This window comes from Paenibacillus sp. MER TA 81-3 (assembly GCF_023713585.1).
In the GTDB taxonomy this organism is placed as follows: Bacteria; Bacillota; Bacilli; order Paenibacillales; family Paenibacillaceae; genus Paenibacillus_B; species Paenibacillus_B profundus.
Map to the genome: position 1 here is coordinate 162,609 of NZ_JAMAWB010000011.1, position 26,438 is coordinate 189,046.

The window sequence follows — 26,438 nt, forward strand, 5'->3', positions numbered from 1 at the left end:
TCTATTTTAACGTTCTTTTTCCAGCCTGCAGGAAACTAGGTAGTTACCTGAGTCCTATGGTAAGATGGGTTCAGATAAAATGTGTTCATCGCAACAATGGGAGAAAGAAGGTTATAAAATGCTATATCATGTGCAATGCTTTGCCGGATTGGGCGAATTGATCGGACAAGCCGTCGCAACGGTGGAAGCCCATGGTTCCACCATTTCCGTAGCAGAGCTGAAAGGTATAATGGCTGTCCGATATCCGCATGCGGCGCAAGCGATTCTGCGCGCCTTCATGGCCGTCAATCAACAATATGCCGCTGACGACCGCATGATCGTGCCGCAGGATGAATTGGCCTTAATCCCGCCGGTATCCGGCGGAGACGGTACCTCTTCGGTCTCCACTGAGACAGGCGCCCGTTCCAATGATGGCCGATTTGTGCTTATGTATAATTCCATTGCAGTCGAAGCCGTCTCCAGCGCAGTCGCGGATCCAGACCATGGTGCAGCGCTGCTGTTCATCGGCACGACTCGTGAGCACACGAACGGCAAGCGCACGATCCAGCTCGATTATGAGGCATACGTTCCGATGGCGCTCAAGATGCTCCAATCCATCGGCGAAGAGATCGCCGCACGCTGGCCTGGCACGTTAACGGCGATTACCCACCGATTAGGCACAGTTCCTGTGGGAGAAGCAAGCGTCGTTATCGCCGTATCTTCTCCCCATCGCGCAAGCTGCTACGATGCGAGCCGATATGCCATCGAACGCTTGAAGCAGCGCGTGCCCATTTGGAAAAAAGAAATATGGGAAGATGGCTCTAAATGGGTCGGGCATCAGCTCGGGGCCGAACTCTGGAATCCGATGACGGAGCCTTATCAACCCAAGTAACGGTCATGTATGATGCGCGCTTCGACCGGATCTTTTGTGCCGTGCACCAGCACTCTTCCGTCACGGAAGACGACCAGGCGGTGCGCATCGGCCTGCAAGGATACTAAATACGGATTGACCCGCACCTCTCCATGCTGTGCAGAATGAAATCGCTGGGCGATATCGTCCAAATCAAGCTCTATGTGATGAGCAGGCCGTATTTGAACGGTGTCCCGTCCGCACAGAATGTCTGTCTTGCGGTGATGGGCTGCGCTAAGATACGGATGCGTGGCCTTTATCCCGCAAGATGGACAATCGACCCGTCTCGCGTCCTTCACTCCGATCGCCGTATGCTGATTCGTCCACAGGTCGAACGAGACCAATGTATGACGCAGCGCTTCACGATGTCCTGTCAACCACTTCAACGCCTCTGCCGTCTGATAAGAGACCACCATCTGTACAGCCGGGGCAATAATTCCAGCCGTATCACATGTAGCCCCGCCAAGCGGCACCGTTTCCATCAGACAATGCAGACACGGCGTCTCCTGCGGCACGAACATCATTGACATGCCGTAACTGCCCACACAAGCGCCATAAATCCATGGTATGCTTTTTTTCATCGCATAATCGTTAAGCAAAAGACGCGTATCGAAATTATCGGTCGCATCCATAATCAGCTGCGCCCCGCCCGCTAATGCGTCTAATTCGTCAACCGTTACATCAGCGACGACCCCGCACACGTTAGCGTCGCTATTAATCGCCTTCAAACGCCGTTCGGCAGCAACCGCCTTCGGCAGGCGCTCAAGCGCATCCGCTTCGACGTACAGCTGCTGGCGCTGCAGATTGCTCCACTCCACATAATCCCGGTCCACGATCGTCACCGTTCCTACTCCCGCACGCACTAGCATTTCGGCAGTGCCTGATCCGAGCGCTCCCGCACCGACGATGAGAACACAGCTCTCCTTCAGCCGACGCTGCCCTTCCGGGCCGATAGGCTGGAAACGTTCTTGACGGGAGTAGCGATCATGGTTCGAACCATTGTCTATTGTCACGTCCGAATCAGCCGTCGCTGTCGTTTCCTGCATGTCGTCGCCTCCTAAAATATTACGCGTAGCTGCTTGCTAACCTCTTACATATCATCACTACTATTTTACATGAATGCGATGCAAAAGCCTACTTCATCTCTTCCATACGAGGGCCATTCATTAATATCGCTTTCTTCTTGTGTTGAATGTCTCGTATCGCTCATACAATATAGGTGAACGACCGCTTGAGCCCTATTATATTTTACTGAGGTGAAGCCATGCCCACCCCGCGTGTGCTTATCGGATCCACCCGCCGGCTGCACGCTTTCCTGCAGCAGCTAAGAGAACCTGGCATCTATGAAGTCGGCGGTCTCGGTGCCTGCACCTTAATTAGCCGACAGGCGATTCGCGCTGGTGTTCGTTTCGCTGAAATTCGCAACGTGTCCTTCTGGGGAGAGGATCGGCACTTCTGTATCCGTGCGGCAGCTCTTGGCTTTCCATTGTTTGTCGATACGCGCCGCTCGGCCTACCACATCTATCGTCCCTCGAACCTGCAGGGGGTTGACGCTTATTTGCACGCCACATCGCAACACTATGCGGAAGGCGGCGAGCATGGTCCTAATTAAGCAAATCACAAGGTATTTGCATGCCTTTGAAGCGTTCAAAGATACTTCAAAGCCTTTGCTGACAAAGGGGGGTTCTCATTTACGATGCGTTCCAGACCATATCGATTAACACTTTCCATGATTGTCCGCAAGCGGAAGATCGCTGCGCTAAATACGATCTCTAACGTTGCTTGGATCCAGATGGAACATGGGGTTCAATGGCACAGTACGAATCGATTCTCGATCCCGATCCGCGCTTGCTGCCCTGGAATGAGTAACGATGGGTGAAAATTTATATTTTCAGTTCGTTTTCTATTCTTATGAAAGATGCTCATTGCAGGGAATGAGTTGCTGATGTTCTAAATAGAGGGGAGAGTGATGCGAAGAATCGAACGGGCATACCTTCTCTGGGAAGGGTAAAGTGACACCATGGGAAAACGTTGCGTTAGTGCAGGGGCGCGTTCAGACTGTAGGTGATTCGCTTCATCAGCCCCTTTGCATCATTCTCCCCTTCCATCAGAAGGCGGCACGCCCATTCGCGATTCTGGACGCCGTCAAGCTAACTCCCATCCTGATTGGCCGCTTCACGGCAGCTTCTTGACATGGTATCTATACAAGGTGGCATGTACCTTATCTTCGCCACGGCACTACCCTTCCTGACTGTACGGGAGAATGGGTCTAAGGAACATTCAGCAGAAGAACTCCCCTGTGTCCTTTGGCCATAAGCAAAAATTTATATTTTCAGTTCGTTTTCTAATCATCCCATCGCAGCTATCCATCCACCTGTCGGCTTCGCCACTGCGATGTCGCCTTCAGACGCCTTAGCGCCTCAGCCGCAGCGGAATGATATTGACTCGTGTTCCTGCAGGCATGACCGCGCTCGTCGGCGGAATGCAGATGAGACAATCCGCATCGCGAATCGTAATCGTAGCGTTGGACATATCAATCCCAGCCAGCCGTACCGTAAGATTGCCATTCTCATCAGCGGCATAATTGCCGCGGACGAACCGTTCAAAGCGGTCCTGCTTCGCAAACGGCTCAAGAAGCATCGCCGTCATGCGATGAGGAAGCGGTTCATGTGCCCCCTGCATGCGAAGCAGCGCCGGACGGACGAACATTTCGAACCCGACATAGCAAGCACTCGGATTGCCGGATAAGGCGAAGAGCGGCTTGCCGTGCAAGAAGCCGACGGTTGTCGGACTGCCTGGACGCATCGCAACCTTATTGAACAACAACTCACCAGACCAATTGTTTGTCAGATCGTACATGACATCGTAGTCACCGACAGACACGCCTCCTGTCGTAACGACGGCGTCGAATTCCTTTATCGCTTCCATGATGACTGCCTTCGCCCGTTCCAGTTCATCGGGAATATGCGGCAGCATGTGTGGGATTCCACCTGCTTCCCGAACCTGAGCGGCCAGCATGAAGCTGTTGCTGTTGCGAATCTTGCCCGGCTCCAGTGGCGCAGAGACATCGAGCAGCTCGTGTCCGGTGGACAAGATAGCTACACGCGGACGGCGGTGCACTTGAACGGTCGCGCAGCCAAACATGGCGAGCAAGGCCATTTCGCCTGCACCGATACGGCAGCCGCTGCCAACCATCAGCTCGCCCTGCGCAATCTCTATGCCGACAGGCAAAATGTTGTCGCCTTCCCTCACCGGCTGCTGCAGCTCCAGCTCCCGCTGGTCGGCTGTGCCGTATTCCGTCGTCTCCTCCAGCTTGACGACCGCATCTGCACCTTCCGGAACCTGTGCGCCCGTCATAATGCGCACCGCTTCCCCCGGAAGCAACGCTCGGCTTGCAACCGTGCCGCACGCTACCTCCTCCGTCACGCGCAGTCGAACTGGCTTCTCCAGCGAAGCCTGCGTAATGTCTGCGGCACGGATGGCATAACCGTCCATGATGGACCGGCGAAAATGCGGCACCGGCACATCTGAGCGCACGGTCGCCGCCGCATGTCTGCCGTATGCTTCTTCCAGCGGGATGTATTCCACCCCTCCCGCCTTCATTCGCGACATGACCATGGATTGCGCTTCCTGCACGGATATAATTGTGCGATTAAATTTTGGATCTGATGTATACGTATTGGGCTTCGTCATTTGCGCCCTCCTTCTAACCGCCTATTTGGGACATCGTACGTTCCGTCGGTTGATGCGATAACGATTGGCCGGACATTTCGTGCGCCATCTCATGGTTGAGCGGCTTCGCATCGAGCGATCGAGCATCGCTTCAGCCAGCGCGGCCTCATTGCCTATATAAGTGCGAATGACCTGTTTGCCGCCCGCCCATGAGCATATACTCAATAAGGCGCAGACACACCGCAGATTGCAACGATCTGTGACAGAGATTCGCATATAATCGTGAGCACACACGCCCATGACCGTCGATCAATGTTTGCTTCCCGGCATCCCCCCTTCCGGACTAGCTCTAACACGTTTATTTCAATTAAAATGGACAGCATCTCTCTCCATAAAATGCATCTGCTCATTGACAGGATATTATCATCAATGAACATCGTCTTTGCAAATACATATACACGGTTATTAGCAGACATGTCAAGGCAAGCACCCTAATAACACAAAGAAGGCCGCAGCACGGCCTTCTTAGAAAAAACTATTCGATATCACCCAGTTGTCGTATAGACGGGCTCCAATTCATTGTTACGGCTTGCACAGTACGAATACGCGTCTTCTCCCGCCGCTCTGCCACTGCGAATGCAGTCTGGCATACCGACTCCTTCATATGGCTGACCAGCCAAATATACGCCAGGCAGATCGCGACGGACGCCATCGCGCAGCGCGCTAATCGCTTGCACGTGTCCAACCGGATACTGCGGCATGGAATTCCTTAAGCGGGTAATCTCCACGAACTCAGGCTCGGCTTCAATACTCATCAGATCGCGCAGCTCATTTTTCACCGTTCGTTTCAATGCATCGTCCGGCCACTCCACACGTTCTTCATCACCGGCACGGCCGATATAGCAGCGAACGATAAGTTTGTCCTCGCTGCTCGTGTGAGGCCATTTGATCGAAGTCCACGTACACGCGGTAATGGCTCTTCGTTCCTTACGGGAAATGAGGAAGCCGGTTCCGTCCACTGGCATCTTAATCTGCTTGCGATCGAATACGCTGACGACGTTCGCTACCGACACATGATTGATGGCCTGAAGCGCACTTACATCCACATGTCCCTTCAGGAACGATGCCGCATGATAAGACGGAGTCGTCACGACGATGGAAGACGCCTCCAGCGTGCTGCCATCCTGCAGAGCAATGAGGTAGCGGCCATCTTCCAGTTTGTCGAACCGTTCCGCACCGACGCCTACCCGAAGCTCGACCCGGTCCTTCAGCACTTCTTCCAATCTCTCGACAAGCGAAGTCAAGCCGTTCCGGAACGTCAAGAACATCGATCCCTTCGCCACATCCGGCAGTCCGGGCAGCGATTGCCCCGCCTTGCGGTTCGCCTGCATCCCACGGATTAAGCTGCCATGCTTGCGCTCCACTTCCCCGAATTGCGGGAATGTCGCCTGCAGGCTCAACTTGCTCATATCCCCCGCATAAATGCCGGCCAAGAGCGGTTCTGCCACATTCTCGGTAACTTCCTTGCCTAGTCGCCGGTCCAGAAACGATCCCAACGATTCGTCATCCGACGAGGTGCGGGGCTTCTTCACCAAATCCATCAGCGCGCGCATCTTTCCGAAGACGGAGATAAGGCCCGTCTTGGCGAACGGTCCCAACTCCGTCGGAATGCCAAGCACGAGCCCCGGCGGCATGCGATACATTTTGCCCCGCCGTACAATATATGTTTTTTTGGCATGCGGATTCGTCGCCACGAGCTCCGATTCCAATCCTAAATCGCGTGCTAAATCAATCATCGGCAGCTTGCGAGCAAGAAAAGAGTCTGGTCCTTTCTCAATGACGCAGCCTTCCTTGCGCAACGTTTCTATCTTACCGCCCAAGCGCGAAGCAGATTCAACGATGGTGACGGACAGCGATTGTCCGCGCTCCTCCGCTTGCTTCACCGCATAATAGGCGGCAGATAGTCCCGTAATTCCTCCGCCGATAATGACAAGATCCCGCGAACCATTCATGATGTGCCCCTTCTTTCTGTCAAGCTCACTATTGATCCAATGTCATAACGACATCCGCAAGCGCTGACATATATTTCGGATCATCATTCAGCATGCGAATGCGTTTAAAATTCAAGTTCATACGCTCTGCCGCCTGAGTCGCCTCGATATCCAAGTCATACAGCACTTCCAGATGATCAGATACAAATCCGATCGGTGCGGACAGCACATGCTTCACACCTTCTTGACGCAACGAATCAAGCGTATCCAGTATATCAGGTCCCAGCCACGGCGCAGCTGTCCGTCCGGCGCTCTGCCAGGTAAAGCGCCATTGTCCTTCCTTCAATTCGCAGCGCTCCGCAATGGCGGAAGCGGTCGCATTCAATTCGTCCGGATACGGATCATTCATTTCTAAGATGCGTGCCGGCAAGCTGTGCGCACTGAACAGCACTTCCACTTCTTCACGGGGCGCGCCTTCCGACACATAAGCATCTAATTGTTCTTGAACACGCTCTGTCAACGCATCTAGCAAATCGGGATGCAGATGGTAGCTATTCACGCATTTCAGCACGATATCCTGCTGCTCCGCCGCTTCCTGCGCGCGTTTGTTGTAGCTTCCCACGCTCATTACGGAATAATGCGGCGCCAACACCACACTGACCGCTTCACGAATGCCATCCTGCGCCATCGCTGCAATGCCGTCTTCAATAAACGGATCGACATGCTTCAAGCCTTGATAGCACACATATTGCACGTCCGTTCCTTCCGCCGCACGATCAAGCATGCGCTGCAATCCTTGGACTTGACGGTCGGTATGCTCGCGCAGCGGGAATACTCCCCCCACAATCGCTTCATAGCGCTCTGTAAGCTCCTGCAGTTGCTCTTCTGAAGGCGGATTTCCACGGCGAATATGCGTATAATACGGCTCGATTTCTTCCATGCTGCGCGGTGTCCCATAGGACATCACGAGAACTCCTACTTTGCGTTTACCCATCTCTTCGCCTCCCTCTTGTCTCCAATACGTTCTATTCTATTGTTTTGCGAGTGCTTCGCTGGAATAAGAATGGATGAACTCCGTTAACTGTTTCAATTTATCTAGCGATGCTTCCGGGAACAGCCCGTGACCGAGGTTGAAAATATACCCCGGCTCCTGCATGCCCTCATCCATGATGTGAGCCGCTTCGCGCTTAATGACATCCATCGGTCCTGTGAGCAAATAAGGATCTAAGTTGCCCTGTACCGCAAAGCGGCCATCCAGACGTCGGCGTCCTTCCTGTATCGACACGCGCCAATCTAAGCCAATCACATCAGCCTGCAGCTCATGCAAGCACGGCAGAAGCTCGCCCGAGCTTACACCCGGGAAGTAAATTTTCGGCACAGCCAAATCAGACAGCTCCGCATAAATGCGCTCTATCGTCGGCAGCACAAAGCGCTTAAAATCGCGCGGTGACAAAGAACCTGCCCAGCTGTCAAACAATTGGAACGCCTTGCTTCCATTTTTAACTTGAGCACGAATATAGGTGATGACCATATCGCCCAACTTATCCATCAGGGCAAACCATACTTCAGGCATTTCATACATCATTGTCTTTGTACGGATATACGACTTGGACGGGCGCCCTTCGATCAGATAGCTGGCGATGGTGAATGGAGCTCCCGCAAACGTGATGAGCGGAACCTTCAGCTCCGCATCCAAAATGCGAATCGTCTCCAAAACATGTCCCAGATCCCCTTCCGGATCAACTGGCTTCAGCCGCTCGACATCGGCAGCGCTTTGAATCGGATTGTGAATAACAGGCCCGACTTGGGCTACGATATCGAAATCAACACCAATGGAAGCAACCGGATTCATAATATCGGAATACAATATCGCCGCATCGACGCCAAGCTTGTTCACCGGCATCATGGTGACTTCCGCAGCCAATTCGGGCTGGCGGCATATTTCAAGCAAACTGTATTTCTCTTTAATTTTGCGATAATCAGGATCAGTACGTCCAGCTTGTCTCATGTACCACACAGGCAGCCGATCTACTTGCTCTCCTCGGCATGCACGCAAGAAACGATCATTATAATTCATCAATAACCCCCACTTTGACGGCATTGTGCAATTTGTTACAACCTACCGCTTCCATTATGCCCCTTTTCTCGTCTTGCCACAACCGGACCTTCCTACGAAGCTATGACAATCTGTTGACAAAAATCACCCAGATGTGAACAACTTCTGACATTTTATCACACAAATTCTTAAAATGCCGATCTCCCCGCTTACAAGTAACTTTTACCTTTATAGTGACGAGCTAAACACATTCACGATCAACTTCTTCATTATCATTGGAAAAAGGGACCGGCTTCACATGATAAGGGGGTGAGCGTATGGGTATCGGTAATATCGGCATAATCCTGATCGTCATCCTTGCCCTGCTGCTCTTCGGCCGTACAAGCTTCTTTGTTGCTGTCATAAAAAAACAATATTTACGCAACATATTCAGGTAATAAAAGGGATTGCAGAAGGACATTGAACGTTATAGCGCATACCTCCGTTTATGTCATATGACACAATCGATATAGTAAAAGTATGATATAATGAACACCAGTTGCTGGCGCATCGGACGGACCGTGACCTGAGAAAGTGGTGAATAGGGAAATGCAGCAATGGAAAGTAAATCTAATCATCCTATGGTTCGGGTCATTTTTAGCCATGGCAGGCATGACCATGGTAACGCCATTTTTGGCGCTTTATTTGCAGCACGACATTGGAATGAGCAATCAACATGAAATCGCCGTCTGGTCGGGCCTAATTTTCGCGGCGAATTTCTTGACCTCATTCATATTTCAGCCGATATGGGGCAAATTCGCGGATAAATACGGCCGCAAAATTATGATTTTGCGTTCTGGCTTCGGCATGGCGGTGGTAACGGCTTTAATGGGATTGGCGCAGACGCCTATGCATCTATTGCTCCTGCGCATGTTGAACGGAACCATTTCAGGCTTTAACCCGGCTGCCGTCGCGCTCGTGTCGTCAACGACACCGAAAGAACGCATGGGCTTCGCGATGGGCATCCTTCAGTCCGGTGTCGTCGCTGGTACGATTCTAGGCCCGCTTATCGGCGGGGTTCTAGCGGATATGGTAGGCTACCGTCCGATATTTTACATTACCGGTACGCTGCTCTTCCTCGCGACCATGCTCACTATGCTTATGGTTAAGGAACCGTTCGACCGCGAGAAGGCGGCCGAGACGCCACAAATGTCCGTCATGGCCGGATTTAAGCAGCTGGCAGGCATTCCGCAGCTGCTTGCTTTGTTTGCGGTCACATTTCTGCTGCAATTCGCGATGATGAGCCCTGCATCCCTGCTGCCGCTTTATGTGCAGGAGCTGCATGGATCACAGCAGAACTTGGCGCTCCTCGCCGGCTTTGTTAGTGCAGTGGCGGGGATGTCGAACATGATTTGCTCGCCGATACTGGGCCGGCTCAGCGATCGGATCGGCTCCCACCGCATCTTAACGGTATGCTTAATCGGGGCTGCGTGTACGCTCATTCCGCAAGCCTTCGTGAGTAAAGTATGGCAGCTTGTCGCCATACGGTTCATGTTGGGTATGTTTATGGGCGGTCTCTTGCCCTCCGTCAACGCGCTCATTCGGAAATATACGCCTGACGGGATGGAGAGCCGTGCCTATAGCTTTAACAGCAGTACACTCGCTCTAGGAAATATGATCGGTCCTATTATGGGCGGGGCTGTTTCCGGCTTCATTGGCATTCAAGGCATTTTCATTATGTCTGGAGTATTTCTGCTTATCAATACAGCTTGGGCCCGCTTCTCTCTATATGGTCGGAACCGTGCGACGCACCGTCCGTGACGTCTCTATCGTACGAATGCAATCAACTAAGATAAGGTCACACGTCGCCACATCGATTCACACTGCCACTCACACGAACAGAGGCCAAGGGATAACCTTGGCCTCTGTTGTTATGTCAACGACTGGACTGATGCGCGTTCGACGAATTGAAAGGGCAGCTTATGCTTCACTGTCTCTTCGGCAGGATTAATTATTTTACGATAACAGACTTGAAACATGAGACTTCCAGCCTCCTCGTTGCAATGCCCCAGAGCCGTCAATTCCAGCACATCGGCAAGCGGCAAGTTCTCGCAGCTAATGATGGACATTTGGTCTGGCACCTTTATCCCCAGCTTCCGTCCTTCAAGCATCATACCCGCCGCAATCTCGTCTCCGGATGCAAGCATCGCGGTAGGAAGCTCCTCCAGCTTGGCCAAGCTTCTTATCACTTCAGCACCCTTCGCAATGTCATAGCATTGATAGAACATCCACTCTTTCCTCGGACGCTCGCCAATCCGCTCCAATGCATCGCTGAAGGCGCGCTTGCGAATGCCGCTGTTGAAGCTGTGCTCCCGGGCCAGCGTAAGACCGATATGCCGATGCCCCCGCTGAATGAAATAATCCATCGCATGCATGTAGCTGTTATAATGGTCGAACGATACCGAGGAAATCGTCTGTTCGCCCGTATCTTCAAAGGCAACGATCGGCCCATACGCTGCGTATTCTTCCACGACATGCCAAGGAACTGCCTTGGACACGATGATTAATCCGTCAATCTGCTTCATCTTCAACATATCCAAGGCGCGCAGCTCTTCTTGCTCCCGATAGTCGGATTGAAAAAAAATGAGGTTGTATTGATGCTTCAATGCCTCATCGGCAAGCCCTTTCATAAAGCTCGTAAAAAAGGGCTGATTCATATACGGCAATAAAATTCCGATCATTTGCGTTCGACCTTTAACCAGATGGACAGCATTAACATTCTGGCTGTAATTCAGCTTCCTGACGACTTCCAGTACGGCTTCTCTCTTTTCCCGGCTGACATAGGGATGATTGTTCAAGACACGCGACACTGTTGTGACAGATACGCCAGAAAGCTCCGCGATTTGTTTAATGTTTGCCAAGCGCAAATCCCCCCTGTCCAGGCTAATACTTGTATTATAGATGATTACAATCGCATTAACGAAATTTAAATTTAGAGATTGTTCAAAAAAAACCTTTTGAGCACGAAGCATCGCGAGATATGATTCGACATTTACAAATTCAGCTTGACCTGAAATGCATTTCATCATTTATGTTGGGATTGCAGTCACCTGAAGTCCGCGTAACCGGATGTTGTCGGGCGTTACGGCTCGGTGGCTCGCCCCTAAGAACAGCAGCATGAAGCAGGAGGTCTAAAATATGGCACGTAATATCGTTTTCTTCGATATAGACGGAACGATCTTGAACGAGAACCACGAAATTGCCCTATCGACAAAACGCGCCATCCAAGAACTGCAGGATGCCGGTGTATATACCGCAATTGCTACCGGCCGAGCACCATCCACCTTTACGTGGATCCGCGAAGAACTAGGCATCCGCTCCTATGTATCGATTAATGGACAATACGTCGTCTTCGAAGATGAGGTCATATACGATCAGCCGCTGGACACCGTTGAGCTTGAGGCTTTCGCTTCCATGGCCGCATCACTTCATCATCCTATTGTGTACATGCATTCGCACGGTATGTCCGCCTCCATGGAGCATCAACTTATTCACGACGGATTGCGAACATGCAATCTGGAGCACCCGCCCATCTGTGCAATGGGCTATAGGGAAGCAGCAGTATATCAAGGCGTTCTATTCTGCGATGACGAGGCGACGATACCGTTCGCCGAGCGCTTTCAGAACATGCAATTCTACCGTTGGCACTCCTTGGCGACGGACTTCCTGCAGAAGGATGGCTCGAAAGCGGTGGGAATACGTAAGCTCCTGGAACGGACCGGTATGAGCCAGGAGCACTGCTATGCATTCGGAGACGGCGTGAACGACATCGAGATGCTGCAGTTCGCCGGGACAGGCGTAGCTATGGGCAACGCTTCGCAGGAGGTCAAGCGGCACGCCGATCTCGTCACGGCTTCTCATACCGAGGATGGCATATGGAAGGGACTGCGGACCGTCGGCCTGCTGTAATACGAGCAAGCCTCCGACCCACATGGGCGGAGGCTTGTTATTATTCATCCGCCTTGGCATCTGTAGGCAACGGAATGATGGTCATGTCGTCGAACCCGGTTTCCCGTTCTGCTGCCCATATCAAATTCAAACTGGCAGGATGTTCAGAACGTTTAAGAAAACGATAACGATGATGACCGGAATCACATATCGCAACAGCAGCACATATAAGGCCAAGCCTTTGCGCCATCCTGCCGCTTCCGATGAAAATTCGGCGTACAACCGTTCTTTCGGCATGCGGTATCCGACAAACAAGGCGATAAGCAGCACGCCGATCGGCATCAGAACATTCGTCACAGCGAAATCCGCCGCATCAAATAGCGACAACCCCATAATTTGGACGTTTGACCATACGCCAAAGGATAGAGCCGATGGAACGCCTGCCATAAAGATGAGGGCCCCGAACAGCCAGCTTAACCGTTTGCGCTTCTGCTCCTCCCCGCGGGAAAATCCCGAGACGAGAATTTCCAGCATCGAAAAGGCCGAGGTCATGGCTGCAAATAAGAACAGAGCGAGGAACAACGCAATGAAGATGCTTCCGTATGGCATCTGCTCAAACAGTGCAGGCAATGTGCTGAACAACAGTCCCGGTCCTTCTTGCGGCTTCATGCCAAGCGCGAACACAGCCGGGAAGATGGCCAAACCTGCCATGAACGAGGTCAAGACGTTCAACCCGACAACGGATAATGAAGACTTCACCAAAGATTCCTTTTTATTCAAATAAGAACTATACGTCACCATAACAGATACCCCGACGCTAAGACAGAAAAAGGATTGTCCTAATGCATACAAGATCGCTTTTCCTGTCAGTTTTCCAAAGTCAGGCTGCAAAAAATACAACAGCCCTTCGGTCATGCCTGGCAACGTCAACGATCGCGCGATCAGAACGAGGAACAAGATGAACAAACCTGGCATCAAAAGACGGCTAGCACGCTCAATACCACCTTTAATTCCTTGTCCGACCACGATAATCGTAATGAGCATGAAGGTGAACTGCGCCGTCACCGAAGACCATGGATTGGATACAGTCTCGTTAAACAACGTATCGTAATTCTGCCCCGCCTGCAGCAGCCCGCCAACTAATCCGCGCGCCAAATACAGCAGTATCCAGCCTCCTACCACGCTGTAATAAGATAAGAGCAGGAAGCATGTTCCCATACCGAGATACCCGGTCCAGTGCCACTTGGATCCGGGAGCGATGGCCCGATAGGCAGAAATCGCTTCTTTACCGGTACTGCGTCCGATAACGAACTCCGCAAGCAGCAGTGGCAACCCGATGCCTAATGTAAATAGTAGAAAAACGAGAAAGAAAGCGCCGCCTCCGCTCGTTGCCACCACATTGGGGAATTTCCAGATTGCGCCCAATCCGATGGCCGACCCTGCTGACGCCAATATAAAACCTATTTTTGAAGACCACTGCTCTCGCGATTTCATTTGTTCCTCCTGTTGTCACTCTTGTTGAAATAGTTGTGTGTTGTCATATACACCCTTTAAATGGGCAGCCAGTTCATCCCGTGCATGAAGACAAGCACGACGATAACGGGAAGGACAAATCGCAGCATGAAGACATACAAGGCAAGTCCCTTCCGGGCCCATGCCGACTCGCCTGACCACTCCGCCTGCAGCCGCTCCCGCGGAAATCGAAAGCCAACAAATACAGAGATGAGCAGCACGCCCAGTGGCAGCATCACATTGGTCACCGCGAAATCCGCCCATGCAAATACGTTTCTGCCCAGCCATACGAAGTCGCTGCCGACCCCGAAGGAAAGCGCGGACGGGATGCCGAGCATAAATATAATCGTTCCGAACAGCCAGCACATCTTCTTGCGGCGGGCTGCATCGCCGTGGGCGAAGGCCGCGACTACTATCTCCAGCAAAGAGAAGGCCGATGTCAGCGTGGCGAACAGGAACAAAGCTAAAAACACTGTAATGAACAGACTCCCGTACGGCAGTTGCTCGAACACAGCAGGCAGTGTCACGAACAATAATCCCGGTCCTTCTACCGGCTTCATCCCAAGCGCGAACAGAGCCGGAAAGATGGCAATGCCCGCCATGAACGAGGTCATCACATTCAAGCTGACAACGGACAGTGCCGGCTTGCCAAGCGGTTCGTTCTTCTGCAAATAGGAGCTATATGTCACCATGCAGGATCCGCCTACGCTCAAGCAGAAAAAGGACTGTCCGAGGGCATACAGCAGCGCCTCAGAAGACAGTCGGCTGAAATCCGGCTTTAGAAAGTAGACGAGCCCTTCACTCATTCCCGGCAGCGTAAGCGACCGGATAATAAGCACGACAAAGAGCAAGAACAGCCCTGGCATCAGGATCCGGCTTGCCTTCTCGATGCCCTGCTTGACTCCCCTGGCCACGACCACAATCGTCAGCAGCATAAATGCGCCTTGAGAAAGCACTGCCTCCCATGGATTGGCCGATGTCTGGTCGAAAAGAGCGCCATAATCGCGTCCGGCTGTCAACAAAGATCCGGTAATGGCGCGAATGAAGTACAGGACGATCCATCCACCGACGACACTGTAGAAGGAAAGCAATATCGAACAGGTCGCCATTCCTAAATATCCAACCCAATGCCAGCGGCTGTTCGGTGCCAAATCGCGGTAGGCAGACACCGCTTCTTTTCCGGTGCTCCGTCCAATGAGAAATTCAGCGAGCAGAAGCGGCAATCCGATCCCAAACGTAAATAAAATGAAAACAAGAAAAAAGGCGCCCCCGCCACTTGTCGCCACGACATTCGGAAATTTCCATATCGCTCCGAGTCCGATGGCTGAACCGGCTGACGCCAAAATAAATCCAAGCCTGGAAGTCCATTGTTCTCCCGATTTCATAATAATCCGTACCCTCCGTTACATAAGTTGCTGTCACATATTATAACACAAGGGAGCAAAGGCCTTTCCAGACGCAAATCTTTACACTTATGCGCACTAGCGCACGATGGCTAATGCCAGACCGTCATAAGCCGGCAGCATTGTGCTAATCAGACGATCGTCTTGTGCGATCATTTCATTAAAGCGGCGCATCGCTAGCACAGAAGGACCTTGCTTGTCAGTGTCTAAGGTGCGTCCTCGCAGCATGAGATTGTCACCGGCGATAATGGCTCCAGGCCGGGCCAGTGTAATGGCATATTCCAAGTAATTCGGATAGTTGCCTTTATCAGCATCGATAAAGAAGAAATCGAAGCGTGCGCCTTCCTTCTTCAAAGCTGTCAACGAGTCAAGCGCTTCCCCGACCCGATACTCCACTTGTTCGCCGAAGCCTGCCTCCGTTAGGTGTTGCTTCGCTAAATCGGCATAGTCCTGACGCAATTCCAGCGACACGAGCTTGCCTTCCGCAGGAAGCCCCCTCAACAGGCAGCAGCCGCTGTATCCGCCTAACGCGCCGATTTCCAACGCATTCCTCGCATGCGACATGCGGACAAGCATCGTTAACAAGCGCCCATATCCGGCCGGAACGGATATTTCGGGCAGACCATTGGCGCGGATTTGCTCTTTAATATGCTCCAACGTGTCATCCTTCGTGTATAACTGCTCTAAATACGTTTCTACCGCTTCATTAGACATTTTCCCAACCTCCTGCTTTTTATGATATGATGAATGCCATATGAGTACAAGTCAGACAAAGTAGAACGGAGTGAAGAACACCGATGAATCGACCTTGGTCGTTAATCGCTACCGCCCCGATGGGACTGGAAGCCATTGTGGCGCGAGAATTGCATCAGCTAGGTTATGAGGATGCGCATGCAGAGAACGGACGCGTGCATTTCAAAGGAGGACCGCTCGATGTATGCCGGACCAACCTGTGGCTGCGCACGGCGGACCGCGTGCTTATCAATATGGGAGAATTCCCGGCACGAACGTTTGAGGAACTGTTTGAAGGAACGAAGGCGATACCGTGGCACGAATGGATTCCCGCACACGGAGAATTCCCGGTCGACGGCCGCTCTCATAAATCCCAGCTTTCCAGCGTCCCCGCTTGCCAAGGGATCGTGAAGAAGGCGATTGTTGAACAACTGAAGCAGCATTATCATATCGACTGGTTCGAAGAAACCGGACCGCTTTACCGCATCGAGATATCGTTGTTGAACGACCGGGCGCTCCTTACCTTGGACACGACCGGACCGGGACTGCATAAGCGTGGATACCGGAAGCTTACCGGTAAGGCGCCGCTCAAAGAAACGATGGCAGCCGCACTGGTGCAGTTAAGCCGCTGGAATCCGAATCGCCCGCTGTATGACCCTTTCTGCGGCTCGGGTACGATTCTCATTGAAGCGGCAATGATAGGCTGGAACGTAGCTCCCGGGCTGCGTCGCTCCTTCCCTGCGGAAGCTTGGCACGTCATCGAAGAGGCTCACTGGGAGACGGCGCGCGAGGAAGCGTTCGATTCGGTGAAGGATGATATCGATCTGCAGCTGACGGGATCCGATATCGATGCCGAAGCGCTTCATCTCGCTGAAGCGGCCGCCAAGAGCGCAGGCTTCTCCAGGGAGATTAACTTCCATGTTACACCAGTCGCCAAGGCAAAGCCAGAAGGCGATTACGGCGTTGTCATTACGAACCCGCCTTACGGGGAGCGGTTGAATGAAAAGGATGAAGTGGAACGCATGGTGCGCCAACTGGGCTTCATGGCGAAGGGCTTGCCGACATGGTCGTTCTTCACGATTAGTCCGAACCGGCAGTTCGAGCATTATTTCGGCAAGCCGGCGGACAAGCGGCGCAAGCTGTTTAACGGAAATATCGAATGCCAGTTCTACCAATATTTCGGTCCGCTCCCACCTCGACCGCCTCGCGAGTTGCATTCCCCAGAGCAGGGCTAGCTTGAATTAACCAGACATCCTTAACGAGCTAATCGTTTTGGATGTCTTTTTATTTTTATATATTTCGTAAATCTGTTATGATGGGGAGTGTTTATTTTTCCATACAGATTTTTTCAATTTGCAAGGAGAAAGGAAGAAGTTATGAAACCGACAATAAACGGTCCAGTCCGATACTCGAACCGCAGTCTACGGCTGCTATCTTTAGTTGGACGGTTGGATATCGTCTGGTTTGTTGTCTTGATTTTGTGGAAGCTCATCTGGTTCGACAAGGCGCTCTCCATCCCGAATATGGCGATGTCCACGAGCGATTTCTGGGTTGCCCTTGGCGCGGTGCTTATCGTCGGGGGTTGGACCTTAGGGTTATCAGCGCGTTGGCGCACCTTGGCCTTAATGATACTGAACGTGATTCTCACGATACTGATTTTTTCGGATTTAGTCTATTTCCGTTACTTTCAAGATTTCATTTCCGTGCCTGTTCTGCTGCAAGCGGCGCAGGTCAGCTCGCTCGGAGACAGCATCGTTTCGTTGATAATGCTGAAGGATAGCTTGTTGTTCATTGATTGGATCGTCATTATTCCGTTATCCATCGTGACATTCCGCATGCTGTCGAAGGAGCGTCGCGTTCAGAGCAGCAGCTATATTCTTCCAGGGTCATCCAGAAGACGTCCCAAGATAATAACGCGCCTGATCAGCGGCATTGTCAGCATCGCTATCGGTTCCTTGCTCATCGCAGTACCCGTGCAGCAAGCGACAAGCACGTGGGCGAAAGGCTTGTTCGCCGGTCATTGGTGGAACGCTTCGATTTATAACGTTACCGGACTACTCGGATTTCACGGCTATGACATGTACCGCTATGCCAAGGATAACTGGTTCTCCGGCGCCACGATTTCCGCCGAGGAACTGGCGGGGGCCAAGCAATGGTTTGCCGACCATCGCGCCGATCGCCAAGGGCCGCCCGTCTCGTTCAGCAAATACAAAGACAGCAATGTCATCATCGTACAAGCAGAAGCATTTGAGAACTTCGTCATCGGCAAAAAGATTAACGGTCAGGAAATTACGCCGCACCTTAACGCCTTGTTGAAGGAAAGCATGTATTTTAGCCGCTTCTTCCATCAAACCGGACAAGGCCGGACCTCGGATGCAGACTTTGGCGTCAATGGCAGCCTTCACCCGCTTCCGACGGGTTCCGTCTTCATTCGTTACCCGAATCAGACGTATGATACGCTGCCAGGAATTTTAAAGTCAGCGGGTTATGAGACAGGGGCATATCACGCGTATGACGCAGGGTTTTGGAATCGCTATTTAATGTATAACAATATGGGCTACGATTTCTTCATGAGCCGCAAAGATTATAAAGTGGACGAGCCGCTAGGATGGTCGGTCGGAGACAAGTCTTTCCTGCGCCAGTCTGATGCGCGCATGTCGGAAGCACAGAATCCGTTCTACAGCTTCTTAATTACGCTGACGAGCCATCACCCGTACAAGCTGCCGGAATCCACACAGCAGTTGAACGTCGACCCGCACAAGGATACTATCTTTGGTGATTACTTGCAGGCCATACGTTACGTGGATGATGCTGTCGGAGAGATGATCGCCGATTTGAAGCAGCGCGGATTATGGGATAAGACGATTTGGGTGCTCTACGGGGACCATGACAATTCCATTGGGGATCGGGAGCCGCTCGCCCAATTGCTGGGGCATGACATCAGCGACTTGGATATGCTCGAAATGAAGAATCAAGTCCCGCTCATCGTTCATCTTCCAGACGGAGCCAACGCAGGCACATACGACACCCCAAGCGGTCAGTTGGACATTGCTCCTACCCTATTGCACTGGCTTGGCATCGATGCGGGTGACAAATATATGATGGGCCACAACCTGCTCGACCCTAACAACCGGCTCGTCGTGCTGCGCAACGGCTCTTTTACCGATGGCAACGTATTCTATGTGCCTTCGGCAGACGGGCTGTTCGAGAACGGAACCTGCTTCGATTACAGCACGCGCCAAATGACTGCTGTATCCCGCTGCGAGCCTTTAGAAGCTGAAGCCAAGCATCGTCTAAGCATCTCGGATCAGGTCATTACGCATAACTTGATTAAGCAGTTCCGGCAAGGCGAAAATTGAACGTTCATTGAGCAAAAGGGGTCGTCTCGCAAGTAGATTTTTCTACTGAAAGACGGCCTCTTTTTTAGGAAACGCCAGCACGACGTGCTTATCCAGCGACTGTACTCTACAGTTGAAACTATATAAACCTTGAGGTATTACGTTCATAGTAGGATCCTTCATTTAGCACTTAGCTCCACTCTCCCCTTAGTTCAGAAACTACACAAAGTTGATGCAGGATAATACCAGCGCGTGCACTTACTTATAGCAGCACCTTTTCATTTTTCGAGAAGTTAAAAACTAGAGAGCTACGACATGAGATAAATAAGGTTTTCAACACGAAGAACGCCAAAGAGCAGCAACTGGAATGGAGCATAAATAAAATCAAGATGGTCAAACAGTCACAATTGGAACAATTCAAGAAATGCTGCTAGTACGCTCATACAGCAATAAACGGAACAGTGCATAAAAAAATGCTGCAGGACGCTCATATAGTAACCAACCGGAAGAACGCAAGAATTGCTGCTAATACGCTCATACAGTGATAAACGAAACGGGCATGAAAAAATGCTGCAGGACGCTCATATAGTAACCAACCTGAAGAACGCAAGAATTGCTGCTAGAACGCTCATACAGCGATAAGCGGAACAGTGCATGAAAAAATGCTGCAGGACGCTCATATAGTAACCAACCTGAAGAACGCAAGAATTGCTGCTAATACGCTCATACAGTGATAAACGAGACGGGCATTAAAAAATGCTGCAAGACGCTCATATAGTAACCAACCTGAAGAACGCAAGAATTGCTGCTAGAACGCTCATACAGCGATAAGCGGAACAGTGCATGAAAAAATGCTGCAAGACGCTCATATAGTAACCAACCTGAAGAACGCAAGAATTGCTGCTAGAACGCTCATACAGCGATAAGCGGAACAGTGCATGAAAAAATGCTGCAGGACGCTCATATAGTAACCAACCTGAAGAACGCAAGAATTGCTGCTAATACGCTCATACAGTGATAAACGAAACGGGCATTAAAAAATGCTGCAGGACGCTCATATAGTAACCAACCTGAAGAACGCAAGAATGCTGCTAGGACGCTCATACAGCGATAAATGAAACGGGCATTAAAAAATGCTGCAGGACGTTCATATAGCGACTAACCGGAAGAATGAAGTTCTGCCAGAACGCTTCAACGTTCGCAGTTGGAACGGATTAAGAAGTACAGCAAGAACGTTCGAAAAGTCGCAGTATTGAACGGAATAAATTAATGAGATGTAAACAAACTTTGAAGAACGCCTCATGCAAGGGTGCAGTCAACCTGGTCATGCTGCTGGTGTGTCTGGAACTAAGGGCTCGTTATAGCCGATGCAAGACGAAGTCGGGACAGGAGAAAACACCGCCATGCATATATACAGTAGTCGCTCCCAAGCGGACGTATGATGGAGAGATGCATTGAATCGAAAGCAAAATTCATCCAGGTATGTCTGGAGATATTTAGCGCCTATTCCGTGAAATGTGTCGTTCATCCAACGCCACGCCCGTCTGAAAGATTGAAATAAAGGACGATTGCGGCGTACCCGGTAATTGTGTCGGATGATGGATGTCTCGGCAGCAGTCTTAGCGACATGCAGAGCGGCGAAGTGTTCGCAGTCGGAACGGAGCAGCAGCTTGTTGCAGTGGCCATTTGGCTCTACTAGCTTCATCTTGATTTCTCCCATTTGCCCGTCTGGTGTGACAGATTCGGCAACGATCAGAGGGCATTCCCGAGGGTTAAGTTGTCTTGACGGATGGCGGCCATAAAAGGCCACGAAGCCATGAACGACCCCTTGCAGAGGCCGCTCAGTGTCGGTACGGCTAATCGCAGCTCGGATCTTATGCAGCATCAACCAGGCGGTCTTGTATGTAACCTCGATAATCGAACTGAGCCGGACGGCGTTGATGCCGGTGTCGGAACGGGAGACAAGCCAAAATGTAGTGAGCCACTTCTGCAAGGACGTGCGGCTGCCTTCCATGACCGTGCCAGCGATGAGCGAAGTCTGATGGCGGCAAGCGCGGCACTCGTACAGAGGAAGCCGTCGTGTCCGGATGACATAGGTATGGGCATGCTGACAGCGTGGGCAGACAAAACCATGCGGCCACTTTAACTTATACAGAAAATGGAAGCAAGAAGATTCGGTATGAAACTGACGGCGCAACTCTTCCAATGTAGCGATAGATTGCAATGCTTCCATCAAGACTACCTCCTCATAACGGGCTTTTTCGACCTAATTATGGAACTAATGTTCTTATATTCATTATATAGAACAAATGTTCCTGTTTCAAGTTATTTTTCTACTAGCTTGAATATCCAAATACGCTTAAAGCAGCTTTTTAAACAACATGAAACAAGACCCTTTCTTCTTCCAATTTTGATGGATTTCGTATGGTGCGATATGCCTCAGCATCCGAATCAGCCCGCTTGTTTGATGCTATCTTTTATACTGCATCATCTGAAGGTGCCGCACTCCGTGCATGGGGGATACTACAGGGAACAAGTCACAGCTGCTGATGGCCAGCGGGGCCAGATATGTAATGAAATTATCTAGGTTTACAGGGAATCGGTATGTCTGTTCTGAATGGAGGGGAGTGTGATGCAAAGGAGCGAACGAAGAGACCTTCTCAGAGTTGGGTCAAGCGGCATTAAGATTGAGGCGAAATATATCTCCTCCTGATGCTTAAAGCTCAGCCGACAATTGACATCCATCCTGCTGCGAAGGTAGAGAGAGTCAGAAACAAGAATGAGGGCGATGAGGAAGCTATCGTTTCATTCCATTCATTAGACAACTATTTTGAGCATGCTTGCTTTTCAAAAAGAAAAATGAAAAATGCGCCGAAAGCTCGACGCATTCTCTCTAGTTCCACAAGGTTAGTTGATGGTTAAAGGACTATGGCGATTCCCAGATAGTAAAGGCCATCCCGGCTCTACGTCAACTTCCGTCCTGTTCCAACAGCTTGTCCAGCTTCCTGCGCCGCTTCTTCTCCTTCAAGCGCCGCTCCCGCTCTTCCTTGCGCAGCGCCTTGGCGAGTGACAGGCACATGCCGAGCAGAATGACAGCGAATGGCAGGGCGGTCAAGATAGAGGCCGTCTGCAACGCCTCCAGTCCGCCGCTCAACAGCAGAACAATCGCGATGAGCGACTGAAAGATACCCCATGCCAGCTTCACGGGAATGCTAGGATTCGGATTACCGTTCGAAGACATCATGCCGAGGACGAATGTAGCCGAATCGGCGGATGTAATGAAGAAGGTTACAATGAGCAGCGTAGCCAGTATCGCCAGGAACGTGCCCCCTGGCAAGTAATCAAGTGTGATGAATAATGCCGATGTAATATCCTGCTTCACTGATTCGGCAATGGGCAGTCCATCGAACATTTCGAACTTCAGACCGGTCGCGCCAAAGACGGAGAACCAAATGAAGCTGAATCCGCTTGGCAAGAGCAGCGTTCCGAGAACGAACTCCTTAATCGTACGTCCACGTGAGACGCGGGCGATGAATGAACCGACAAACGGCGCCCAAGCAATCCACCATGCCCAATAGAACAACGTCCAGTTCGCCACCCAAGAATCCTCGGTAAACGGCGTCAAGCGCAAGCTCATTTGAATAATGTTTTGCAAGTAACCTCCAAGCGTTGTCGTGAATGTATCAAAAATGAACGACGTCGGACCGAGCAGCAGTGTGAAAAGAAGCAATCCCAGCGCAATAAGCAGGTTCGTATTGCTCAGGATGCGAATGCCCTTGTCCAAGCCAGAGATGGCAGAAGTCAGGAACAGCACCGTTACGATTGCAATAATAATGATCTGAACCGTTGGATTGCTCGGAATGCCGAATGTATGCGCGAGTCCGCCGTTGATTTGCATGACTCCAAGCCCAAGAGACGTGGCTACGCCGAACGCGGTCGCTATAATAGCCAAAATATCGATAGCCTTTCCGATTGGCCCATTCACCCGGTCCCCGAGCAATGGCTGAAACGTCCAGCTAATCAGACCTTTATAGCCTTTGCGGAACGTAAAATATGCCAGTCCGAGCGACACAAGAGTGTAGATTCCCCACGGATGAAGTCCCCAATGGAAGAAGGAATAACGCAGCGCTTCTCGCGCTGCACCGGGTGTCATCCCGTCATCCGTAGGAGGAGTAATATAGTGGCTGATCGGCTCTGCCACTCCCCAAAACACAAGGCCGATTCCCATTCCGGCGCTGAACAGCATGGCGAACCAAGATATATTTGAATATTCAGGCTCATCATCGTCGCTTCCGAGTGTAATGTGCCCGTGTTTGCCAAAGGCCAGAACAAAGCAGAATATCAAAATAACCAGTGCCGTAATGAGATAGAACCAGCCGAATGTCTCCGTCGTATATGACAATGCTGCGCTCGATTGTTCAGCAAGAGTGTCCGGTGCAACGAAGCCCCATATAACAAACGCTAGTATTATTATGACTGAAATACCAAAAACCACATAACCACTCCTAGATGCTTGTCTTGTCGTTCTTGTTGCCATGTATAATATGCAAAAAAATCCCAGACCTAATGTGTCCGGGATAAAAAAACATCATTACCTTGATTAAGTAAGCCTACCCCTCTTGCTGCTCCCATTGCTCACTTTCAATGAGGGATTGCAATCTGCCTTGTTCCTCTGCAAGCATTTCTTCCGCTAATTGGACCGGATGTGGATTCACGCTCAAACCGGCTTGTTCGACCGCGCGTTCGGCGTGCTCAAGAGATTGCTCCGCTTGTAGTACGGATTGGTCCGTTGGATGTGACATAGCCTGAGAAACAGCATTATGCGCTGTCTCAATGGCGTTTTGCGCCTGCGAGATCGGATTTTGCGACTGCAAGCTGGAGTCGTATTGGGACATGCTGTGAGCCTCCTTCATTGGAACGGTATTCGTTGCGGTTCTTCTCTAATGAATAGGATGTGCTCAGCAGCATTTTCTATACCTTCAGTCTTTCAAGAAGGATTTCGCCTTCTCGATAGCCTCATCTTCCGTCGGGGCGGTTACGTATCTGCCGTTAATATAAATAAACACTCGCTTGGTGCAATGTCCGCAATATGATTTGCAACCAATCTTAATGTCCGCATTCGGATCGAGCTTCTTCACTTTCGGTAAAAACGACTTCATTTTAATATGTCGACATTTATCACAAATACGTATATCGTTTGCCATTATTCGTCACTCCGCTTTACCCACTTAGTCATGATGTACTTTCGCAATCATTTTGTTTGCTTGACCTACTATGTCATTGTAAGGGAACCTGTACAGAGAAGCAACCATATTGCGCAAACTTCATGACAACTGTTCATATTTCAGAGAGCGTTTAGCAAACCATGGCATCAGAATAAATGTGAATAATATATCATCAATCGGCATAAACGGCAGAACATCCGGCATGATCCAATACAAGACAACGAGACCGACGAACAATGCCTTTTCCCAAATCGGTACGTTGCGTGATGCCAACAGACGGGGGACGGAGCTGATAAGCCACCACAGATTGTTCCAAGGGCGCCTTCCTCCCGAACGCTGCTTCGGGTCCCGTGATGATGGTGCCATCGCGCACACCTCCTTCACGATATTGTGCGTCGCGCCCCTTGGAACATACAACAAAACACAAATACATATTTACTAAATTCTACGTGTTTTCGTTCTCGACTATATCACCTCTTAGTGCCTCCATCAAAATGGAAGACACTTCCCGATACATCGAATTAAAATCGTGCAAGGGCAAAGGGCTTGATCCAAGTCCCACTTCAATGGTAAACCCCGGCTTGAGAAACCGCTGAATGAACCAATCTTTATAGCCTGCATCGCTTCCCGATAGTTTAACGGCACGATATCCGCTCACCAGTTGGAACCGTTCCGCCCAATATAACGACTCTTCAGGTTCGTAATCCCGGTAATTCCAATAAATCTCTTGACCTTGTGTATGAAACGATAAGGCAAGCTCAAATGGAGTTTGCTCTGTAAATGACGCTAAAGCGACAGCCTCCGGCTCGGACAGTGGCTGCTCCCCTCCATAATTAAGTGGAGCCGGGGAAAGCATCCCCCGCCTTTCCCGCTCCTCCTCCCAATGAGCCGGGAATTGATCATTCAAATCAATGCCGCGCACGTTCGCCTTCCAACGCTGAAACCGATTTGAACCTTGGTTCCATTCCATAATCGACTTATAGAACGGATGCCCGAGCGAAATGCCCTCCTGCACCAATTCGACACCGTCGGGATTAACCATCGGCACAATCCACAATGACGTCCGCTCATAAGCGGCATGCGCGTCCCATCCGCGCCATGCCAAGCCGCTGTCATATGCATTTGCATAATCCTCAATGAATTGAACCAACAGAGCCGAGGTAATCCATTCATTCGCATGCACCGCTCCATTCGCATGTATCGGAACATTGCCCCTGCCGATACCAATGGCCTGTATCGGCTTGCCCAATACACTATGGCCGATCGTTTCCACTGAGATGAAGGAATAGCGGCTGCTCAATCGACAGATATCCTCTGTCAGTTGAACATGTCCGTATTCCGCATTTCTTCTTAGCGCCCCTTCCGGATAGCCGTAAGGAATGAGCAAGCTTTGCCCTTCCATCAATCGGCTCGGGTTGATGCACGGATTGGCGGAGGACAGCAGCTGCGCTGGTACGTGGAACCGGGAAGCGATATCGTAGAACGTGTCATGCTGCTGAACGATATACGTATTGTTCGGCCGCTTCGGAATCGTTATAACTTGACCGGGAAGCGCATAATCCTCCGTATCCAGCTGTGGATTGAGCGCAAACAATGCATGCAGATTAATACCATAACGCGTGCAGATGCGCAGGTAGGTATCGCCTTGCTGCACTATATAAGGGATAGCCATCTATGGCACCTCCTTAGCCTA

At 51.0% G+C, this 26,438-nt stretch carries 21 protein-coding genes and 1 pseudogene; 7 read left to right on the forward strand and 15 right to left on the reverse strand.

Annotated elements, in window-relative coordinates:
- The first annotated feature begins 118 nt into the window (after positions 1-118).
- Complete coding sequence (locus M3650_RS31995) at positions 119-871, forward strand: molybdenum cofactor biosynthesis protein (protein ID WP_285848521.1); 753 nt, start codon at positions 119-121, stop codon at positions 869-871.
- Here M3650_RS31995 and M3650_RS17890 read toward each other — a convergent pair.
- Positions 859-1,935, reverse strand: a complete 1,077-nt coding sequence (locus tag M3650_RS17890) for a ThiF family adenylyltransferase (RefSeq protein WP_251576769.1) — start codon at positions 1,933-1,935, stop codon at positions 859-861. The two genes, M3650_RS31995 and M3650_RS17890, sit on opposite strands and share 13 nt — an antisense overlap.
- Positions 1,936-2,201: 266 nt before the next feature.
- Here M3650_RS17890 and M3650_RS17895 point away from each other — a divergent pair.
- Positions 2,202-2,447, forward strand: a pseudogene (locus M3650_RS17895) (hypothetical protein); the annotation flags it as partial.
- A 454-nt stretch (positions 2,448-2,901) separates the two neighbouring features.
- Entirely contained in the window at positions 2,902-3,081 is a 180-nt protein-coding gene (locus tag M3650_RS17900) for a hypothetical protein (RefSeq protein ID WP_251576770.1), read from the forward strand.
- Between the two features lie 220 nt (positions 3,082-3,301).
- Here M3650_RS17900 and M3650_RS17905 read toward each other — a convergent pair whose 3' ends face one another.
- From M3650_RS17905 to hemE, 4 genes are all read right to left on the reverse strand, one after another.
- A complete protein-coding gene (locus tag M3650_RS17905) occupies positions 3,302-4,582 on the reverse strand; it encodes a molybdopterin molybdotransferase MoeA (RefSeq protein WP_019424240.1) in 1,281 nt (426 codons plus the stop codon).
- 524 nt (positions 4,583-5,106) lie between these two features.
- Entirely contained in the window at positions 5,107-6,573 is a 1,467-nt protein-coding gene (gene hemG, locus M3650_RS17910; RefSeq protein ID WP_251576771.1) for a protoporphyrinogen oxidase, read from the reverse strand.
- A 28-nt stretch (positions 6,574-6,601) separates the two neighbouring features.
- Positions 6,602-7,546 (reverse strand): ferrochelatase, encoded by a 945-nt coding sequence (gene hemH, locus M3650_RS17915; protein WP_251576772.1) that lies wholly within the window; start codon positions 7,544-7,546, stop codon positions 6,602-6,604.
- 36 nt (positions 7,547-7,582) lie between these two features.
- Positions 7,583-8,629, reverse strand: a complete 1,047-nt coding sequence (gene hemE, locus M3650_RS17920) for a uroporphyrinogen decarboxylase (protein ID WP_251576773.1) — start codon at positions 8,627-8,629, stop codon at positions 7,583-7,585.
- 567 nt (positions 8,630-9,196) lie between these two features.
- On the opposite strand from hemE, the gene M3650_RS17925 reads away from it, so the two are divergent.
- Entirely contained in the window at positions 9,197-10,408 is a 1,212-nt protein-coding gene (locus M3650_RS17925; protein WP_019424234.1) for an MFS transporter, read from the forward strand.
- Between the two features lie 110 nt (positions 10,409-10,518).
- Here M3650_RS17925 and M3650_RS17930 read toward each other — a convergent pair whose 3' ends face one another.
- Positions 10,519-11,508, reverse strand: coding sequence for a LacI family DNA-binding transcriptional regulator (locus tag M3650_RS17930; protein WP_251576774.1), 990 nt, complete (start codon positions 11,506-11,508; stop codon positions 10,519-10,521).
- A gap of 277 nt (positions 11,509-11,785) precedes the next feature.
- Here M3650_RS17930 and M3650_RS17935 point away from each other — a divergent pair, with 277 nt between their 5' ends.
- Positions 11,786-12,556: a Cof-type HAD-IIB family hydrolase gene (locus M3650_RS17935; protein ID WP_251576775.1), complete on the forward strand. Its 771-nt coding sequence runs from the start codon at positions 11,786-11,788 to the stop codon at positions 12,554-12,556.
- A 126-nt stretch (positions 12,557-12,682) separates the two neighbouring features.
- On the opposite strand, the gene M3650_RS17940 is transcribed toward M3650_RS17935, so the two are convergent.
- From M3650_RS17940 to M3650_RS17950, 3 genes are all read right to left on the reverse strand, one after another.
- Positions 12,683-14,029, reverse strand: a complete 1,347-nt coding sequence (locus M3650_RS17940) for a sodium-dependent transporter (protein ID WP_251576776.1) — start codon at positions 14,027-14,029, stop codon at positions 12,683-12,685.
- 56 nt (positions 14,030-14,085) lie between these two features.
- Positions 14,086-15,432 carry a sodium-dependent transporter gene (locus M3650_RS17945; RefSeq protein WP_251576777.1) on the reverse strand — a complete coding sequence of 449 codons (1,347 nt, stop codon included), beginning with the start codon at positions 15,430-15,432 and terminating at the stop codon, positions 14,086-14,088.
- A 96-nt stretch (positions 15,433-15,528) separates the two neighbouring features.
- The gene (locus M3650_RS17950) at positions 15,529-16,164 is read right to left on the reverse strand and encodes an O-methyltransferase (protein ID WP_251576778.1); all 636 of its coding nucleotides are present in this window, start codon (positions 16,162-16,164) and stop codon (positions 15,529-15,531) included.
- An 83-nt stretch (positions 16,165-16,247) separates the two neighbouring features.
- Here M3650_RS17950 and M3650_RS17955 point away from each other — a divergent pair, with 83 nt between their 5' ends.
- The gene (locus M3650_RS17955) at positions 16,248-17,417 is read left to right on the forward strand and encodes a THUMP domain-containing class I SAM-dependent RNA methyltransferase (protein WP_251576779.1); all 1,170 of its coding nucleotides are present in this window, start codon (positions 16,248-16,250) and stop codon (positions 17,415-17,417) included.
- Positions 17,418-17,558: 141 nt separating this feature from the next.
- Positions 17,559-19,541, forward strand: a complete 1,983-nt coding sequence (locus M3650_RS17960) for an LTA synthase family protein (RefSeq protein WP_251576780.1) — start codon at positions 17,559-17,561, stop codon at positions 19,539-19,541.
- A gap of 1,303 nt (positions 19,542-20,844) precedes the next feature.
- Here M3650_RS17960 and M3650_RS17965 read toward each other — a convergent pair.
- The 6 genes from M3650_RS17965 to M3650_RS17990 form a co-directional block, all read right to left on the reverse strand.
- A complete protein-coding gene (locus M3650_RS17965; protein WP_251576781.1) occupies positions 20,845-21,753 on the reverse strand; it encodes a transposase in 909 nt (302 codons plus the stop codon).
- Positions 21,754-22,488: 735 nt separating this feature from the next.
- Positions 22,489-24,015: a glycine betaine uptake BCCT transporter gene (locus M3650_RS17970; protein WP_019418965.1), complete on the reverse strand. Its 1,527-nt coding sequence runs from the start codon at positions 24,013-24,015 to the stop codon at positions 22,489-22,491.
- Positions 24,016-24,130: 115 nt separating this feature from the next.
- Positions 24,131-24,415: a hypothetical protein gene (locus M3650_RS17975; RefSeq protein ID WP_019418964.1), complete on the reverse strand. Its 285-nt coding sequence runs from the start codon at positions 24,413-24,415 to the stop codon at positions 24,131-24,133.
- Between the two features lie 84 nt (positions 24,416-24,499).
- Entirely contained in the window at positions 24,500-24,724 is a 225-nt protein-coding gene (locus M3650_RS17980; protein WP_019418963.1) for a YuzB family protein, read from the reverse strand.
- Between the two features lie 120 nt (positions 24,725-24,844).
- The gene (locus tag M3650_RS17985; RefSeq protein ID WP_087435158.1) at positions 24,845-25,111 is read right to left on the reverse strand and encodes a hypothetical protein; all 267 of its coding nucleotides are present in this window, start codon (positions 25,109-25,111) and stop codon (positions 24,845-24,847) included.
- 79 nt (positions 25,112-25,190) lie between these two features.
- Positions 25,191-26,417 carry a M14 family zinc carboxypeptidase gene (locus M3650_RS17990; RefSeq protein WP_251576782.1) on the reverse strand — a complete coding sequence of 409 codons (1,227 nt, stop codon included), beginning with the start codon at positions 26,415-26,417 and terminating at the stop codon, positions 25,191-25,193.
- Positions 26,418-26,438: the final 21 nt, after the last annotated feature.